Origin of the sequence: Mycolicibacterium diernhoferi (genome assembly GCF_019456655.1) — a bacterium.
GTDB lineage: Bacteria > Actinomycetota > Actinomycetes > Mycobacteriales > Mycobacteriaceae > Mycobacterium > Mycobacterium diernhoferi.
Genome location: NZ_CP080332.1, coordinates 799,994 through 816,935, shown reverse-complemented (window position 1 = coordinate 816,935; position 16,942 = coordinate 799,994). Strand labels below are relative to the sequence as shown.

17 protein-coding genes and 1 riboswitch are annotated in these 16,942 nt (G+C 68.6%); of the genes, 9 read left to right on the top strand and 8 right to left on the bottom strand.

Features of this window, described 5'->3' with window-relative positions; genetic code table 11:
* The first annotated feature begins 210 nt into the window (after positions 1-210).
* The gene (locus K0O62_RS03845; RefSeq protein WP_073859641.1) at positions 211-1,047 is read left to right on the top strand and encodes a MerR family transcriptional regulator; all 837 of its coding nucleotides are present in this window, start codon (positions 211-213) and stop codon (positions 1,045-1,047) included.
* On the opposite strand, the gene K0O62_RS03840 is transcribed toward K0O62_RS03845, so the two are convergent.
* From K0O62_RS03840 to K0O62_RS03830, 3 genes are read right to left on the bottom strand one after another with little or no spacing between them, the layout of a single operon-like run.
* The gene (locus K0O62_RS03840) at positions 936-1,850 is read right to left on the bottom strand and encodes an SDR family NAD(P)-dependent oxidoreductase (protein WP_079244336.1); all 915 of its coding nucleotides are present in this window, start codon (positions 1,848-1,850) and stop codon (positions 936-938) included. The genes K0O62_RS03845 and K0O62_RS03840 overlap by 112 nt on opposite strands.
* Positions 1,847-2,167, bottom strand: coding sequence for a nuclear transport factor 2 family protein (locus K0O62_RS03835; RefSeq protein WP_073859642.1), 321 nt, complete (start codon positions 2,165-2,167; stop codon positions 1,847-1,849). Before K0O62_RS03835 ends, K0O62_RS03840 begins: the two co-directional genes overlap by 4 nt.
* Positions 2,164-3,885, bottom strand: coding sequence for an MFS transporter (locus K0O62_RS03830; protein WP_073859643.1), 1,722 nt, complete (start codon positions 3,883-3,885; stop codon positions 2,164-2,166). The genes K0O62_RS03835 and K0O62_RS03830 overlap by 4 nt, the downstream gene beginning before the upstream one ends.
* A gap of 84 nt (positions 3,886-3,969) precedes the next feature.
* A riboswitch (TPP riboswitch) is annotated at positions 3,970-4,079 on the top strand.
* Between K0O62_RS03830 and thiC the strand changes: the two genes are divergently transcribed.
* The 8 genes from thiC (at position 4,070) to K0O62_RS03790 (ending at position 11,939) form a co-directional block, all read left to right on the top strand.
* Positions 4,070-5,611 (top strand): phosphomethylpyrimidine synthase ThiC, encoded by a 1,542-nt coding sequence (gene thiC / locus K0O62_RS03825; RefSeq protein ID WP_073859644.1) that lies wholly within the window; start codon positions 4,070-4,072, stop codon positions 5,609-5,611. It overlaps the preceding riboswitch by 10 nt.
* Positions 5,608-6,444, top strand: a complete 837-nt coding sequence (thiD, locus tag K0O62_RS03820; protein ID WP_073859645.1) for a bifunctional hydroxymethylpyrimidine kinase/phosphomethylpyrimidine kinase — start codon at positions 5,608-5,610, stop codon at positions 6,442-6,444. Before thiC ends, thiD begins: the two co-directional genes overlap by 4 nt.
* The gene (locus K0O62_RS03815; protein WP_097934152.1) at positions 6,437-7,057 is read left to right on the top strand and encodes an alpha/beta hydrolase family protein; all 621 of its coding nucleotides are present in this window, start codon (positions 6,437-6,439) and stop codon (positions 7,055-7,057) included. The genes thiD and K0O62_RS03815 overlap by 8 nt, the downstream gene beginning before the upstream one ends.
* A complete protein-coding gene (locus tag K0O62_RS28855; RefSeq protein WP_220045491.1) occupies positions 7,054-7,701 on the top strand; it encodes a septum formation family protein in 648 nt (215 codons plus the stop codon). The genes K0O62_RS03815 and K0O62_RS28855 overlap by 4 nt, the downstream gene beginning before the upstream one ends.
* A gap of 27 nt (positions 7,702-7,728) precedes the next feature.
* Positions 7,729-9,204, top strand: coding sequence for a flavin-containing monooxygenase (locus K0O62_RS03805; protein ID WP_073859699.1), 1,476 nt, complete (start codon positions 7,729-7,731; stop codon positions 9,202-9,204).
* A gap of 10 nt (positions 9,205-9,214) precedes the next feature.
* Positions 9,215-9,484 carry a DoxX-related protein gene (locus tag K0O62_RS03800; RefSeq protein WP_073859698.1) on the top strand — a complete coding sequence of 90 codons (270 nt, stop codon included), beginning with the start codon at positions 9,215-9,217 and terminating at the stop codon, positions 9,482-9,484.
* Positions 9,485-9,486: 2 nt separating this feature from the next.
* Entirely contained in the window at positions 9,487-10,698 is a 1,212-nt protein-coding gene (locus K0O62_RS03795; protein WP_073859697.1) for an APC family permease, read from the top strand.
* Complete coding sequence (locus K0O62_RS03790) at positions 10,695-11,939, top strand: uracil-xanthine permease family protein (protein WP_073859696.1); 1,245 nt, start codon at positions 10,695-10,697, stop codon at positions 11,937-11,939. The genes K0O62_RS03795 and K0O62_RS03790 overlap by 4 nt, the downstream gene beginning before the upstream one ends.
* On the opposite strand, the gene K0O62_RS03785 is transcribed toward K0O62_RS03790, so the two are convergent.
* From K0O62_RS03785 to K0O62_RS03765, 5 genes are read right to left on the bottom strand one after another with little or no spacing between them, the layout of a single operon-like run.
* A complete protein-coding gene (locus tag K0O62_RS03785; protein WP_073859695.1) occupies positions 11,920-12,936 on the bottom strand; it encodes an NAD(P)/FAD-dependent oxidoreductase in 1,017 nt (338 codons plus the stop codon). The two genes, K0O62_RS03790 and K0O62_RS03785, sit on opposite strands and share 20 nt — an antisense overlap.
* A complete protein-coding gene (locus tag K0O62_RS03780) occupies positions 12,933-13,427 on the bottom strand; it encodes an isoprenylcysteine carboxyl methyltransferase family protein (RefSeq protein WP_073859694.1) in 495 nt (164 codons plus the stop codon). The genes K0O62_RS03785 and K0O62_RS03780 overlap by 4 nt, the downstream gene beginning before the upstream one ends.
* Before the next feature lie 4 nt (positions 13,428-13,431).
* Entirely contained in the window at positions 13,432-14,520 is a 1,089-nt protein-coding gene (locus tag K0O62_RS03775; protein WP_073859693.1) for a type III polyketide synthase, read from the bottom strand.
* Positions 14,521-14,537: 17 nt separating this feature from the next.
* A complete protein-coding gene (locus K0O62_RS03770; protein ID WP_073859701.1) occupies positions 14,538-16,682 on the bottom strand; it encodes an MMPL family transporter in 2,145 nt (714 codons plus the stop codon).
* Entirely contained in the window at positions 16,682-16,942 is a 261-nt protein-coding gene (locus tag K0O62_RS03765; protein ID WP_073859692.1) for a hypothetical protein, read from the bottom strand. The genes K0O62_RS03770 and K0O62_RS03765 overlap by 1 nt, the downstream gene beginning before the upstream one ends.

The following is a 16,942-nucleotide window of genomic DNA, read 5'->3' as shown; positions in this document are numbered from 1 at the left end:
CTCATTCCCCGCCGATTAGGTGCGCCAACCCAGGCGCCGGAAAGTGCTACCCCACGCAGGGTCTCAGTTAGGCGCACTGATCGACGGGCATGGTTGCGCGGTGGCGGCCAAGCAACCCGGCAGCGGCCATCCGCGCCGGCACCACCGAACGCGCCGACAACACAGCCCGCACCCGACAACCGGCCGAGGATCCGTTCTAGGCTTCCTGCCATGGGCTCCCGTCTGACGATCGGTGAATTCGCCACCCTGACGCACCTGAGCGTGCGCACCCTGCGGCGCTACCACGCCGACGGACTTCTCGAGCCGGCCGCCATCGACCCGTTCACGAACTACCGCTATTACGCGCCCGAGCAGATTCCGAATGCTCAAGTGATCCACCAACTTCGCCGGCTCGATGTCCCACTGCAGGAGATCAAGCGCATCCTGGCCACCGATGACGCGGGCCGGCGCGAGGAGGTGATCGCCGGCCACCTGAGCCAACTCGAAGCCGAACTGGCCCGCACCCAGGCCGCCGTCGCCTCACTGCGCCGCCTGGTACATCCCGAGCCCGCCGAGATCGAGGTCGACCTGCCGACGCTGCCGGCCCGCACGGTCGCGGCCGTCAAAAGCACTGTGCATCTGCAGGATTCCCTCGCATGGTACGACGAGGCCATGGCCGAGTTGGACGCCGCCTTCCCACCGGGGGAACGCACCGGGCCACCCGGCGGCCACTATGCCAACGATCTGTTCACCGCGGGCCACGGCCTGATGACCGTGTTCCGCCCGGTCCGCACCCCCCGGCCGTCCGGACGTGTCGAGGTCATGGAGTTGCCACCGGTCGAACTCGCGGTCACCGTGCACGCCGGATCCCACGATGACATCGACGTCACCTACGGCCGTCTGGGCGCCTGGGTGGCCACGCACGCGTTGGCCGTCGACGGCCCGATCCAGGAGGTCTATCGCGTGGGCCCGCGCGACACGCCCACCGCGGCGGACTGGCGCACCGAGATCGGCTGGCCGGTCTTCCGGCTGTCCGGGAAATCCGCTGCACGCGAGAGCTCCTCGTGAGCGCTGATGTCCTGGATCGCCGCTTCCAACGTCGACACGACCGTATCGAAGCCCTCGCCGCCGAGCACCAGTCGCCGCGGCGGCGGGTTGTGCGCCATGGCCGCGATGACCGCACGCGCGCCGCGCTGCGGATCACCCGGCTGTGCACCGTCCTGCTCCACCATCACCGCGCGGACCTGTTCCAGCATCGGCCGGTACACGGTGACGGTCTCCTCGACCGCGACATCGGCGAACCCGGAGTAGGCCCGGGTGCGGAACGCCCCGGGCTCGACGGCCAGCACCTGTATACCGGTGGCGCTCAGCTCTTCGCGGAGCACCTCGGTGACCGCCTCCAACGCGGATTTACTTGCGCTGTAATACCCGAAACCCGTCACCCCGTGCAGCCCGGCGACCGAGGACACGTTGACGATCCAGCCGCTGTCGCGGGCCCGCATTCCTGGCAGCACCGCCCGCAGGACCGCGAGCACCGCGAAGAAGTTCAACTCGAACGTCGACCGCACCCCGGAATCGGGCATGCCTTCGATGGATCCGATCCAGCCGCGCCCGGCATTGTTGACCACGACGTCGATGCCACCGAAGCGTTGCTCGGCGACCCGGACCGCTTCCTGCACCTGACCGGCGTCGGTGACGTCGAGCGGCACGATCAGCACCCGGTCCTCGTATCCGCGCGCCCACTCGTCCAGTTCGGCGGGACGCCGGGACGTCAGCACCACCCGGTCACCGACCTCCAGGGCCGCCTCGGCGAACGCGATGCCGAAGCCACCGGGGGTCCCGCCGGTGATGAACCAGTTCCGGCCGCTCATGGCTCGATCACCAGTCGCGCGATCAACGGACCGGCCATCGTGAACCGGTAGTGCAGGTCGACCACGCCGCCGGGAAAGTTCCCCTCCAGGCGCTGCACGATATCCAGGTCTCCGGCGACACCGAGGAATTCCGTGGTGTAGGTGTACTCGCTTGCCGCGCGCGTCATCCAGGCCCGGATCTCCTCCGTGCCGTGGTGGTCGCGGCCCTCGTCGGTCACCGTGGCGTCGGCGGTGAAGGCGGTGAGGGCGGTGGCCGTGTCCGGCGCGTTCAGGTAGGTGGTGACGGCTTCCGGTAGATCTGGCGGATCAGCTTTCATGCCTTGAGGGTGGGCTCTCCCCCGGGGAGAGGGTCAACCGTGCCGTACCGACCCGCGCTGAACATCGAGGCCACCGCCCCGATGAGCATCATCACCGCGGCGGCCAGGAACACCACCGTCAGCCCGGAGTGGAACGGTTCGGTGATCAGGTCGGGGAAGAACGTCTTGCCGGTGAGCACCTCGGCGTTGACGCCCGGGGCGCTCAGCGCACCGGAGGGCTCCAGCAGTTCACCGATCGGGTTGTATCCCAGGAACGCCGCGAACAGGCTGCCCACCGGCGGGGTGTGCGCGACCTCGTGCGCAACCGCCGCCGGAACGCCCTGCTCCTGAAGTCCCGCACTGAGCGCACCGGGCAGTGAGTCGGCCAGCCCGACGATCATCAGCGAGAAGAAGATCCCGATGGACAGCGACGAACCCGCGTTGAAGAACGTGGCGCGCACACCCGAGGCGGCGCCGCGTTGCTCCGGCGGCACGCTCGACATGATGGCCGCCGTGTTGGGCGCGGTGAAGATGCCGCCGCCCAGGCCGTTGAGGAACACCAGCACCGCGAAGATCCAGTAGTCGAAGTTCACCGGGATCAGCAGCAGCGCAATGAAGGATGCCGCCATCAGCAACATTCCGCCGACCGTCAGCGGGCGCGCACCGAACCGGTCGGCCAGGGTACCGGCCACCGGTGCGGCCACCAGGAACCCGACCGTCACGGGCAACAGGTAGATGCCGGCCCACAGCGGTGTCGACTCGAAGCTGTACCCGTGCAACGGAAGCCAGATGCCCTGCAACCAGATGATCAGCATGAACTGCAGACCGCCGCGGCCCACCGAGGACATCAGCCCGGCCAGATTGCCCATCCCGAACGCCGCCGAACGGAACAACCGGATGTCGACCATCGGCTGCTCGACCCGCAGTTCGATGAAGCAGAAGGCCACCAGGATCGCCAACCCGGCGGCGATCGACCCGTACACCCACGGGTTCGTCCACCCGGTCGTGGCCTCGCGATAGGGCTGGATGCCGTAGGTGATCCCGACCAGCAGCACCGTCAGCCCCACCCCGAAAGACAGCGCACCCGCCCAGTCCAGCCGCCCCGGGGTGCGCACGCCGAGTTCGCGCAGCGAACGCACGCTCCACACGGTGCCCAGGACACCGATCGGCACTCCCACCCAGAAGATCGCCTGCCAGTGCCACTCGGACAACACGCCGCCGATGAGCAGACCCAGGAACGATCCGGCCACCGCGGCCACCATGTTCACCCCGAGCGCCATGCCGCGCTGGTTGGCGGGGAAGGCATCGGTGAGGATCGCCGATGACGAGGCCATCAGCATCGCGCCGCCGATGCCCTGGATGACGCGCCAGGCGATCAGCCACACCGCGCCGCCGCCGTGCTGGAACGGGTCGAAGGACAGCGCGACGGCCGCCACGGTGAACACCACGAACCCGAGGTTGTAGATGCGGACCCGGCCGAACATGTCCCCGAGCCGGCCGAACGGCACGACGAGGACCGCCGTCACCACCAGGTAGCCCATGATCATCCACAGCAGGTAGCCGACATTGCCCGGCGCCAACGGGTTCAGGCCGATGCCGCGGAAGATGGCGGGCAGCGAGATCAGCACGATCGAGGCGTTGATGGCGGCCAGCAGGATGCCCAAGGTGGTGTTGGACAGCGCGATCCACTTGTAGAAGGGGCGCTCCTGGATGCGCGTCCGGTCAAGCTCGGTTGCCATCGAATCTCGATCCACGAATCGGAAAAACATATGTTAGCTATTCAAACTATTCCTCGGCAATACCTGCCGCATGCGCTAGGTTGAACGCGTCCACACGGGAGCACGCACCAGCGCGCTGAGAGGACGGCTAGGGCCGTCGACCGTACGAACCTGACCGGGTAATGCCGGCGTAGGGAGATGTGTAATGGGTGTATCTGTTGGTCCTATTTCCGGTAGTTCGAAGTACTACTCCCCGGAAGGCGTGCCGTTCCGCCGGGTGCATCTGAGCACCGGTGAGCATTTCGACCTGTACGACACCTCCGGGCCGTACACCGACGCCGCCGCCACCATCGATCTGGAGCAGGGCCTGGCGCCGCGCGCCGGAGTCGTCCGCGACCGCGGCACCCAGCTGCAGCGGGCCCGCAACGGTGAGATCACCGCGGAGATGGCGTTCATCGCGGTCCGCGAGGGTGTGCCCGCCGAGCTGGTGCGCGACGAGGTCGCCAGAGGCCGGGCGGTGATCCCGGCCAACCACAACCATCCCGAGAGCGAACCGATGATCATCGGCAAGGCGTTCGGGGTGAAAGTCAATGCCAATATCGGCAATTCGGCGGTCACGTCGTCGATCGCCGAAGAAGTCGACAAGATGGTGTGGGCCACCCGCTGGGGCGCGGACACCATCATGGACCTGTCCACCGGAAAGGACATCCACCTCACCCGCGAATGGATCCTGCGCAACTCGCCGGTCCCGGTCGGCACCGTGCCGATGTATCAGGCGCTGGAGAAGGTGGGCGGCGACCCGACCAAGATGAGCTGGGAGTCCTACCGCGACACCGTGATCGAGCAGTGCGAGCAGGGCGTGGATTACATGACCGTGCATGCCGGGGTGCTGCTGCGTTACATCCCGCTGACCATCGACCGGGTCACCGGCATCGTCTCGCGCGGCGGGTCGATCATGGCGGCCTGGATGCTCGCCCATCACCGGGAGTCGTTCCTGTACGAGAACTTCGGTGAGCTGTGCGAGATCCTGGCCCGTTATGACGTGACGTTCTCGCTCGGTGACGGGCTGCGGCCCGGCTCCATCGCCGACGCCAACGACGAGGCCCAGTTCGCCGAGCTGCGCACCCTGGGCGAGCTCACCAAGATCGCCAAATCCCATGGCGTGCAGGTGATGATCGAGGGACCCGGCCACGTGCCGATGCACAAGATCGTGGAGAACGTGCGGCTGGAAGAACAATGGTGCGAAGAAGCCCCGTTCTACACCCTGGGCCCGCTGGCCACCGACATCGCACCGGCCTACGACCACATCACCAGCGCGATCGGCGCGGCGATCATCGCCCAGGCCGGCACCGCGATGCTCTGCTACGTCACCCCCAAGGAGCACCTGGGCCTGCCCGATCGCAAGGACGTCAAGGACGGCGTGATCGCTTACCGGATCGCCGCCCACGCCGCCGATCTGGCCAAGGGACATCCGCGGGCCCAGCAGCGTGACGACGCACTGAGCAAGGCCCGCTTCGAGTTCCGCTGGCACGACCAGTTCGCCCTGTCACTGGACCCGGACACGGCCCGCGAGTACCACGACGAGACCCTGCCCGCCGAGCCCGCCAAGACCGCGCATTTCTGCTCGATGTGCGGCCCGAAGTTCTGCTCCATGCGCATCACCCAGGACATCCGGGCGGCGATGAACGAGAAATCGGCGGAGTTCCTCGAACACGGCAATCGCGTGTATCTACCCTTGAGCTCATGACGTTCTTGCCGCTCCCCCCGCCGGGCCAGACACCGCTGCGGGTCATGACCATCGCCGGCTCCGATTCCGGCGGCGGCGCGGGCATCCAGGCCGATATGCGCACGTTCGCCATGCTGGGCGTGCACGGCTGTGTGGCGGTCGCCGCGGTCACAGTACAGAACTCGGTGGGCGTCAAAGCCTTTCACGAGCTGCCACTGGACATCATCACCGGGCAGATCCAGGTCGTCGTCGAGGACATCGGGGTCCAGGCCGCCAAGACCGGGATGCTGGCGTCGGCGGAGATCATCGGGGCGGTGGCCGACACCTGGCGCGGATTGGGTGCCGACATCCCGCTCGTCGTCGACCCGGTGTGCGCGTCCATGCACGGTGACCCGCTGCTGCACCCGAGCGCCCTGGATTCGGTACGCACGGAGCTGTTTCCGATCGCCACCCTGGTCACCCCCAATCTCGACGAGGTGCGGTTGATCACCGGGATCGACGTCGTCGACGAGGCCACCCAGCGCGATGCGGCCAAGGCCCTGCACGCCCTCGGGCCGGCGTGGGCGCTGGTCAAGGGCGGGCATCTGCGGTCGTCCGAGCGCAGCCCGGACCTGCTCTACGACGGCACCGATTTCTACGAGTTCGGCGAGGCCCGCATCGACACCGGCCATGACCACGGCGCGGGTGACACGCTGGCCGCAGCCACCGCGACCGCGCTGGCGCACGGCTACCCGGTCCCCGACGCGGTCGCCTTCGGTAAGCGCTGGGTCACCGAATGTCTGCGCGCCGCATACCCGTTGGGGCACGGGCACGGTCCGGTGAACCCGCTGTTCAGGCTGTCCCGTGATGCTTGACGGTCTGGAGGAGCTGGCCGGGGTGGCGCACGAGCCCGAGGGCACCCCGAACGGGGTCGTCGTGCTCACCCACGGCGCGGGCGGCAACCGGGACTCCCCGATGCTCGTGCGGGTCTGCGACGAATGGGCGCGCCAGGGGTACCTGGCGGTCCGGTACAACCTGCCCTACCGGCGTCGCCGGCCCAAGGGACCGCCGTCCGGCTCGGCCGCCTCCGATCAGGACGGCATCGCCGAGGCGATCGCGTGGGCGCGCGGGCTGGACCACGGCCCCGTGCTGGCCGGTGGGCACTCCTACGGCGGGCGGATGACATCGATGGTCACCGCGGCGGGAGACGGGCCCGACGTGCTGACGCTGTTCTCCTATCCGCTGCACCCGCCGGGCAAACCCGAACGCGCCCGTACCGAGCATCTGCCCGCCATCACCGTGCCGACGGTGTTCACCCACGGCACCGCCGACCCGTTCGGGACCATCGAGGAGATTCGCGCCGCAGCCGACCTGGTCAGCGGACCGACGCACATCGTCGAGGTCACCGGGGCACGGCACGACCTCGCATCCAAGACTCTGGACGTCCCGGCGCTCGCGGTGGCCGCCGCGGTTAGGTTCGTGGGATGACGCAACCGCCGGCCGGGTATTTCCCGCCACCCCCGCCGGGCAACTTCCCACCACCCCCGCCGGGCAACTTCCCGCCACCCCCGTCGGGCAACTTCCCGCCACCCCCGCCCCAGCCGTACTCCGATCCCTACGGGCGGTCCTACCCGCCGCCCCAGCCGCCCCCGCCGCCCCGCAAGACCCGTTGGGGCCTGATCATCGCGCTCATCCTCGGGGTGGTCGTGCTCATGGTGGGCGCCCTGCTCACCGTCGTCGTCATCGCCAACAAGGACGAGCTGACCGAGATCTTCGATCCGGACACCGTCGACGCCGCCGATGTGGGCCTGGGCGACTGCCTGTCCGCGATCCCCGCCGACGCGAGCCTGGTCTCCTCGGTGAAGACGGTGGCGTGCTCCGAACCGCACAAGGGTGAGGTGTATTACGTCGCCGCGGTGCCCGGCGACGAGTTCCCGGGCGAAACCGCGATCATCGAGTACCAGGACAAATGCGAGCCGGCCCTGCGGGCGTTCTCGCCGTCGGCGACCACAGATCCCGAGGTGGGGATGTTCGTGCTGTACCCGACCGCGGACTCGTGGAAGCGCGGCGATCGCACTGTGACCTGCATCGCCACCACCGACGCCCCGCGCACCGGATCGCTACGGGGGTAGTGCGTTACCTGGGGTACCGTTTCACCCATGTTTGACGCGGTAATCGTGGGCGCTGGTTTCGCAGGTATCGGTGCCGCGATCCAGCTCAAGCGGTCTGGTATCGAGAACTTCGTGATCCTGGACCGCGAGGACGACCTCGGCGGCACCTGGTACGTGAATCACTATCCCGGGCTGGCCGTCGACGTCCCCACCACCACCTACTCGTACTTCTTCGAGCCGAACCCGAACTGGTCGCGGCTGTTCTCCACCGGCCGGGAGATCAAGCAGTACGCGGACGACGTCGCCGACAAGTACGACGTACGCCGGCACATCCGGTTCAGCACCGTGGTCGAGGGTGCCCGCTGGGACGAGGACGCCAAACTGTGGCAGGTGACCGTCAACGGCGGCGAGGTGCTCAGCGCCCGCTACCTGATCACGGCCACCGGCTTCCTGTCCCAGCCGAAGATCCCCGACATCCCCGGCATCGACAACTTCGCGGGCCGCGTCATCCACACCACCGATTGGGATGACGACTACGACCCCGCCGGGCAGCGGATCGCCGTCATCGGCACCGGCGCCACCGCGGTGCAGCTCATCCCCGAACTGGCCAAGACCGCGGCCGACCTGACGGTGTATCAGCGCACCCCGATCTGGGTAGTCCCCAAGATCGATCTGCGCTTCGGCCCGCGCGCGAAGAAGCTGTTCGCCCGGGTGCCCGCGACACAACGCGTGCTGCGCTGGCTCACCGACTCCATCTACGAGTGGATGGTGACGATCGGCGTCGTGCGCTACCGCACGTTCCGTGGCCGCGGCAACATCTCGGCCGCAGACCTGTCCAAGCTGCACCGCTTCGTCACCGTCCGGGACAAGGAGCTTCGTCGCAGGCTCACCCCGGACTATGACTTCGGTTGCAAGCGGCCGACTTTCAGCAACGGCTACTACCGGACCTTCACCAGGGCGAACGTACACCTGCAGGACATCGGCATCGACCACGTGCAATCCGACGGCATCGTCGGCACGGACGGCACCAAGAACGTCATCGACACCCTGGTGCTCGCCACCGGGTTCGATCTGTGGGAAGCCAACTTCCCGGCCATCGAGATCATCGGCCGCGACGGCCGCAACCTCGGAAAGTGGTGGCGCGAGAACCGGTTCCAGGCCTACCAGGGCGTGTCGATACCGTACTTCCCGAATCTGCTGAGTCTGGCCAGCCCGTACGCCTTCCTCGGACTGAACTTCTTCAACACGATGGAATACCAGATGCGGTTGATGGACCGGCTGTTCCGGGAGGTGCAGGCGCGCGGCGCGACCACCTTCGAGGTCACCGAGGAAGCCAACACCCGCTATCTGGACCGGATGACCGAACTGCTCGGCAACTCACTGTTCACCCTGGGCAACTGCGCATCGGCGCGGTCCTACTACTACGACCCGGCCGGGGAGCCCACGCTGCTGCGACCCACCACCACCGAGACGGCGATCAGGGAAGCCTCCGAGTTCCCCCTGAGCGACTACGCGATCAACTGAGAGGATTGCCTTGGCCGAGAAGAAGAGTTCGCCCGGTGCCACATTGGCGGGTCTGTCGCTGGTCGGCGCGGGCCTGGCCCATTTCGTGGCCCCGCAGCTTTTCGAGTCGATGACCAAGCCCGCCTTCCCGCGGGACACCGATCGGCACATCAAGACCAACGGCACCATCGAGACCGCGCTCGGGGTGGGCCTGCTGATCCCGAAGACCCGCAAGCTGGCGGCCGTCGGCGGGCTGGGCTACATCGCCTACCTGGGCGTGAACGCCGCGCGCAACAAGTAGAGGTGGAGCGCCGCCTGGGCACGTTCGACGCTGTCGTCATCGGGCTGGGCTCGATGATCGGCGCCGGCATCTTCGTAGCCCTCGGGCCGGCCGCGGCCGCGGCGGGTTCCGGCCTGCTGTTCGGACTCGCGGGCGCGGCCGTCGTTGCGTACTGCAACGCGAACTCCTCGGCGCGGCTGGCCGCGGTGTACCCGCAGTCCGGCGGCACCTACGTCTACGGCCGCGAACGTCTCGGTGACTTCTGGGGTTACACCGCCGGCTGGAGTTTCATCGTCGGCAAGACCGCGTCGTGCGCGGCCATGGCCCTCACGGTCGGCATCTACGCATACCCGCAGTACGCGCACGCGGTCGCGGTCGCCGCGGTGGTCGCGCTGACCGCGGTGAACTATGCCGGCGTGCAGAAATCGGCACTGCTCACCAGGATCATCGTCGCGATCGTGCTTGCGGTACTGGCCGCGGTCGTGGTGGTGCTCGCCGGTGCCGGCGAGGCCGCCGGGCTGAGTCTGCACACCGACATCAGCCCGGCAGGTGTGCTGCAGGCAGCCGGGCTGCTGTTCTTCGCGTTCGCCGGTTACGCCCGCATCGCGACCCTCGGTGAGGAGGTGCGCGACCCGGCCCGCACCATCGTCCGCGCCATTCCGATCGCACTCGGCATCACCCTGCTGGTGTACACGGCGGTGGCCGTCGCCGTGCTGTCGGTGCTCGGCGGCGACGGATTGGCCACCGCCACTGCCCCGCTCGCCGATGCGGTGACCGCGGCCGGACATCTGCAGCTGGCGCCGCTGGTGCGCGCCGGTGCGGCGGTGGCCGCGCTCGGTTCACTGCTGGCGCTGGTGCTCGGGGTGTCGCGCACGACGTTGGCCATGGCGCGAGACCGCCATCTGCCGGCCTTCCTGGCCGCGGTGCATCCGCGCTTCGGCGGCCCGCACCGCGCCGAGGTGGCCGTCGGCGTGATCGTCGCGGTGCTCGCCGCGCTCCTGGATGTGCGTGCGGCGATCGGCTTTTCGTCGTTCGCGGTGCTGGTGTACTACGCGATCGCCAATGCCGCTGCCTGGACGCTGCGCCCGCGGCGACGGCTGGTGCCCGCCGCCGGGCTGGCCGGATGCCTGGTGCTGGCGTTCACACTGCCGGTCGCCTCGGTGCTGGCCGGGTGCGGGGTCGTCGGGCTCGGCGCCGCGCTGTATGCGGGCCGACGGTTTACCGTGTTCCGATGACCAAGCTGTCCTGGAAGTACGTCGGACCCGACGCCGATGTCGTCGCACCCGATGAACGGCTGAGTTGGCCCCGCACCCTGGGCATCGGCGCCCAGCATGTGGTGGCGATGTTCGGCGCGACCTTCCTGGTGCCGGTGTTGACCGGTTTCCCGCCCGCCACCACCCTGCTGTTCTCCGGGGTCGGCACCATCTTGTTCCTGCTGATCACCGGCAACCGGTTGCCCAGTTATCTGGGGTCCAGTTTCTCGGTGATCGCACCGGTCACCGCGGCGGTCGCGTCGCAGGGCACCGGCAGCGCGCTGGGCGGCCTGGTCGCGGTCGGTCTGCTGCTGATCCTGATCGGCGCGGTGGTGCATGTGATCGGCACCCGCTGGCTCGATCTGACCCTGCCGCCGGTCGTGACCGGTGCGATCGTCGCGCTGATCGGGTTCAACCTGGCCCCGGCGGCGAAGACGAACTTCGAAGCGGGCCCGCTGGTCGGGCTGGTGACCCTGGTCCTGCTGGTCGGTGCGCTGGCCTTCTTCCGCGGCCTGATCGGCCGGCTGGCCATCTTCGGAGCCGTGGTGATCGGCTATCTGCTGGCACTGGCCCTCGGCGAGGTGGACACCGCGCCGATCGCCGAAGCGGCCTGGATCGGGTTGCCGCAGTTCCAGACCCCGACGTTCAGCCTCGCCGTGCTGCCGCTGTTCCTGCCCGCGGTGATCGCGTTGGTCGCCGAGAACATCGGGCATGTGAAGTCGGTGGGTCAGATGACCGGGACCGACCTGGATCCCTTGATGGGCAAGGCGCTGGCCGCCGACGGTGTGGCCACCGTGCTTGCCGGGGCCGGCGGCGGTTCGGCCACCACCACCTACGCCGAGAACATCGGCGTCATGGCCGCCACCCGCATCTACTCGACGGCCGCCTACTGGGTGGCCGCCGTGGTGGCCATCGGACTGTCGTTGTGCCCCAAGGTGGGTGCGACGATCTCGGCGATCCCCCCGGGCGTGCTCGGCGGGGCCACCATCGTGCTCTACGGCCTGGTCGGGGTGCTCGGTATCCGGATCTGGCTGACCAACCACGTGGACTTCTCCAAACCGGTCAACCAGATGACCGCCGCCATCCCACTGATCATCGGCATCGCCGACTTCACCTGGCAGGCAGGATCATTGACGTTCACCGGCATCTCGCTGGGCGCCATCGCCGCGCTGGTCGTGTACCACGGCATGACGGGGCTGGGCGCTATTCGCCGAGGGCGTTGACCACCCGGGTGAACACCGACGGCAGCGCCGCCGACGCCGGGGTGAGGGCGGTCCGCACCGGACGGATTCCGCTGGCGTGCAACAGCGCTGCGGTCAGCCACCGGTACCGCCGGGTCAACGCGCGCCACCGGCGGTCATAGTCGCCGGTGCAACCGGTCGCGACACATTCCACCAACAGTTCGGCCGCGCCGAACGCCAGACCCATCCCCTCGCCGGTCAGGGCGTCGACGTAGCCCGCGGCATCGCCGACCAGCAGGACCCGGCCGGCGGTGCGGTGGCGGACCTTCTGCCGCAGCGGCCCGGCGGCCCGGTCCGCTCCGTGCGCCACGCCGTGCAGCCGGTCCATGAGTCCGGGAAACTGGTGCAGATGTTCCTCGAATCCGCCCCTGGTGGATTTCAGGATGGCCACGCCCACGCAGTCATCGGACACCGGGGTGACGTAGGCCTCGGTGTTGCGGCCCCAGTAGACCTCGACGCAGTCCGACCACGGCGCGATCTGGATGTGTCTCCGGATACCCCACCGCCGGCGAGCCGTCTCGTCGGCTGCCAGGCCCAGCGCACGGCGGATCGGTGAATGCAGACCGTCGGCCGCCGCCAGGTAACGGGCCCGAAATCCGGCCGCGCACACCGATGTCGAATCCTGGGTCACCTCGCCGACCGCACCGTGCACCACCCGGACACCGGCATCGGCGGCGGCATCGGCCAGCGCGGCGTGCAGCACCGTGCGGCGCACCCCGCGGCCGGGTCCAGCGGTGAAGCGGGCCTCGGCGGTGCACCGGCCGTCCAGGTAACGGATGCCGTGAAATGACCGGCCCTCGGGTCGCACGCCGAGCCGTTCCAGGTGCGCCAGGGAGTGCGGCATCAGGCCCTCGCCGCAGGCCTTGTCGATGGGGCCGCGGCGGTGCTCGACGACCACGACCTCCAGCCCGGCCCGTGCGGCATGCACGGCGGTGGCCAGGCCCGCGGGCCCGCCCCCGGCCACCAGTAGATCGATCACGTCAAGCTCGTCAGGGCTTCGTTCTCGACCCGGATGCGGGTCCGCAGCAGCAGCGCGTTGGCCACCGAGAACACCGCCGCGGTGATCCAGGCGCCCCCGGCCAAGGGCAGCGCCGCACCCTCGAGCACGACGGCCACGTAGTTCGGGTGCGGCACAACGCGGTACGGTCCGCCCACCACGCGCTGCGCGCCCGGTACCACCACCACCCGGGTGTTCCACTGCTTTCCCAGCGTGCCGATGCACCACCAGCGCAGCACCTGTGCCGCCGCCACCACCCAGAACGCCGGCCAGACGAAGCGCCGGCGCGACCGGGCTTCGAGCACCGCACCGGCCAGCAGCCCGGTGTGCAGGGCCACCATCACCGGATAGTGTCCGGCCCCGTACTCCTTGCCCCCGTTGGCTGTGCTCCACGCCAGGTTCCGTTGGGACACCACCAGTTCGGCGACGCGTTCGACGGCGACCAGCACGACCAGTGCGAGAAAACCTCTCATGGCCTCACCGCCACCGCAGCAGGACGAGTTCCGAGCAGAACCCCGGCCCCATGGCCATCAGCACTCCGGGCGAGCCGGGCGCGGAGTGCTTTCCGATGGTGTCGCGCAGCACGTGCAGCACCGAGGAGGACGACAGGTTGCCGACCTCGGCCAGTGACTTCCAGGTCAGATCGAGGGCATCCGGGGGCAGGGACAGGGTGTCGATGATGGCTTCGATCACCTTCGGGCCGCCGGGATGGCTGACCCAGGTCTCGATGTCGGCGACGGTCAACCCGTGCGCCGCGAGAAAGTCGGTGACGTCATCGCCGAGGTAGCGCCCGACGAAGGAGGGCACCTCGGCACTGAGCACGATCTCGAAACCGGCCGTGCCGATGTCCCAGCCCATCGCGTCCAGCGAGTCCGGGTACAGGTGGCTGCGCGAGTCCAGCACATCGGGGCCGCCCGGGTTGCGCCGCGCGGCGCGCTCGGGCCCGACCGCGACCACGGCCGCGGCACCGTCACCGAACAGCGCGCCGGCCACCAACGTCGGCATCGACGGATGGTCCTTGCGGGTCAGCGAACACAGCTCCACCGACACCAGCACCGCCACCTTGTCCGGGGCGCCACGGAGGTAGTCGTTTAACCGGGCGATGCCCGCCGCGCCCGCCACACAGCCGAGCCCGAAGATCGGGATCCGGCGGACGTCGGGTCGCAGCCCGACCCGGCCGGCGATCCGCGCATCCAGCGAGGGCACCACAGCCCCGGTCACCGTCGTGGTCACGATCAGATCGACGTCCTCCGGCCCCAGACCTGCCTCCTCGAGCGCACCCGACAGCGCGGCCACACCGAGTTCCGTTGCGTGCTCGATGAATAGGTTGTTCGACTCACCGAAGTCGGTGATTCCCGGATAGTCCTCCAGCGGGCAGACCAGATAGCGGCTCTGCACCCTGGCGCTCTTGTGCAGGCGGCGGACGACGTCTTCCAGACCCGCGTAGCCCGGCAACTCGAGCAGGGCATCGGTGATCTCGTCCTGGGTGTACCGGTACGGCGGCAGGACCCCGTGCACACCGGCGATGGTGCTGTGACTGGGTATCCCGGCGAGATTGACGGCCATACCCTGAATACGGAGCGCTACGCCTTCCGGTTCAACGGCTCATCGACGAATCCGATGCGGTCGTGCAGCCGGGCCAGCGGCGCCGGCGCCCACCAGTTCCAGCGGCCCATCAGTTTCATGAAGGCCGGGACTAGCACCATCCGCACCAGGGTGGCGTCCATCAGCACCGCCAGTGTCAGGCCCAGCCCGAACATCCGCATGAAGGACACGTTGGCCGCGATCAGCGCGGCGAACGATATCGACATCACCAGTGCGGCAGCGGTTACCACGCGGCCGGTGCGCGCCAGGCCCAAGGCCACGCTCTCGCCGACGTCGGCGGCGGTGCGTCCGGATGCCAGCCAGTACTCCCGGATCCGGGACAGGAGGAACACCTCGTAATCCATGGACAGTCCGAAGGCGATGCAGAACAGCAACACCGGGATGTTGGCGACCAGCGTGCCGGTGGGTGTCGTGCCCAGTGCGCCGAGATGGCCGTCCTGGAAGATCCACACCATCGCGCCGAACGCGGCGGACAGCGACAGGATGTTGAGCACGATCGCCTTCACCGGCAGCAGCACGCTGCCGGTGAGCAGGAACAGCAGGAAGAACGTGATGGCGGCGATCAGACCGAGCACGAGCGGCAGGGTGCCGGCGACGGCGTCGACACTGTCGCGGTCGGTCTGCGCCACCCCACCCAGGTAGACCTGCCGTCCTCCCGGACCGGCCAGTTCGTGCAACCGGTCCAGTTGCGCCGCGGACGCATCGGAGAACAGCGGCGCGGTACTGGACACTCTCAGGAACATGGCGCCGTCACGTTCCACCGGCGGGGACACCGCCGAAACATCGTCGACGGAACCCACTTCGGTGATGAAGCGGTCCAGATCGGCCGGGCTCACCCCGTCGGCATCGGAGATGACGATGCTGATATCGGTGGCCGCGTCGTGCGCGAAGTCCTGTCGCAGCCGGTCGCCCACCTGATGTGCCGAGGCCGAGGCCGGCAACACCCGATCGTCGGGAAACCCCCATTTCACGCCGGTGAACGGCAAGCCCAGCAAAACCAGCAGCAGCACCACGGCCGCGCCCATCGCGGCCGCCCGACGGAGCACGAACTTTGTTGAGCGGTACCAGAACTGTTGGGTGACCGGCTTGGCCGCATTGCCACGCCGGTGACCGATCCGGTCGCCGAGCAGCACCATGACCGCGGGGGCGAGCACCAGCGCGGCGATCGCCGCGAACACCACGGTGGCCACCCCGGCGTAGGCGAACGATTTGAGGAAGTACATCGGGAACAGCACCAGGGTGGACATCGGCAGCGCCACCGTCGTCGCCGAGAACACCACCGTGCGTCCCGCGGTCATCATGGTGCGTACCAGGGCGTCCTCGGCGGCGGCACCCTCGGCGAGCTCGTCGCGATACCGGCTGATCATCAGCAGGGTGTAATCGATGGCCAACGCCAGACCCATTGCCATGCACAGGTTCAGGGCGAACACCGACACGTCGGTGGCCATGGTGATGAGCCGCAGCACCGCCAGCGAAGCCAGGATCGCCATCACCCCGACCACCACCGGGATGGCGGCGGCCAGCAGACCGCCGAACACCCAGACCAGCACCAGGAAGCTGAGCGGGATGGCGATCGACTCCATCACCAACAGGTCGCGTTGGGACTGCTCGGTGATCTGGGTGTTCACCATGGCCTGGCCGCCGGCCTGCACGCGCACCCCGTCCCGGTCATGGACCAGGGCGTCGACGAGATCCTCGGCGTGGGTCTGGGCGTGCTTGTCCCCGCCGGTGACGCCGGCGACGATCAGCCCGGCGGTACCGTCCCGGCTGCGCAGCGACGCCGCGGCCGCCGGTGGCACCGTCCACACCGAACTGACCTCGCCGACATGCTGGGATTCCCGCAGGCCCGTCACGATCTCGGTACCCACCCGGCGTGCGGCCGGGCTCATCACACCCGCCGGGTCCGACACCACGATCAACAGCTGCATATCGCCCTGATCGAAGCTGCGGCTGAGCACCTCGGCCGCCCGGGTGGACTCCGCTTGCGGATCGGCAAACCCGCCCGCGGACAGTTTCCCGATCACCGGCACCCCGAAAACCGCTGCCGCGACGGCGAACAGCGCGGCAACCGCCACGATCCGCCGCGGTGCGGCGATGGCGTATCGCGCGAGCCGTTCCAGGATCAGGGCTCTTGGACCTCCACGTGCGCGCGAATCCTGCCCCGCTCGTCCAGCCAGCCCTTGGACCGGGCGTAGCCGATCATGCCGGTCAGGTTGTGTTCCCATTCGGTGTCCCCGGCACGACCGGCCAGCGCGGCGATGTCGGCGGGATCCACCCAGGAATGTGACGGGGTGAGGACGACGACCTTGAACGAGGTGAAGTCGTCAGGTTCGACGACCTCGACCGAGGGAGGCGTGCTGCTGGTGTCGACGCGCAGGTACAT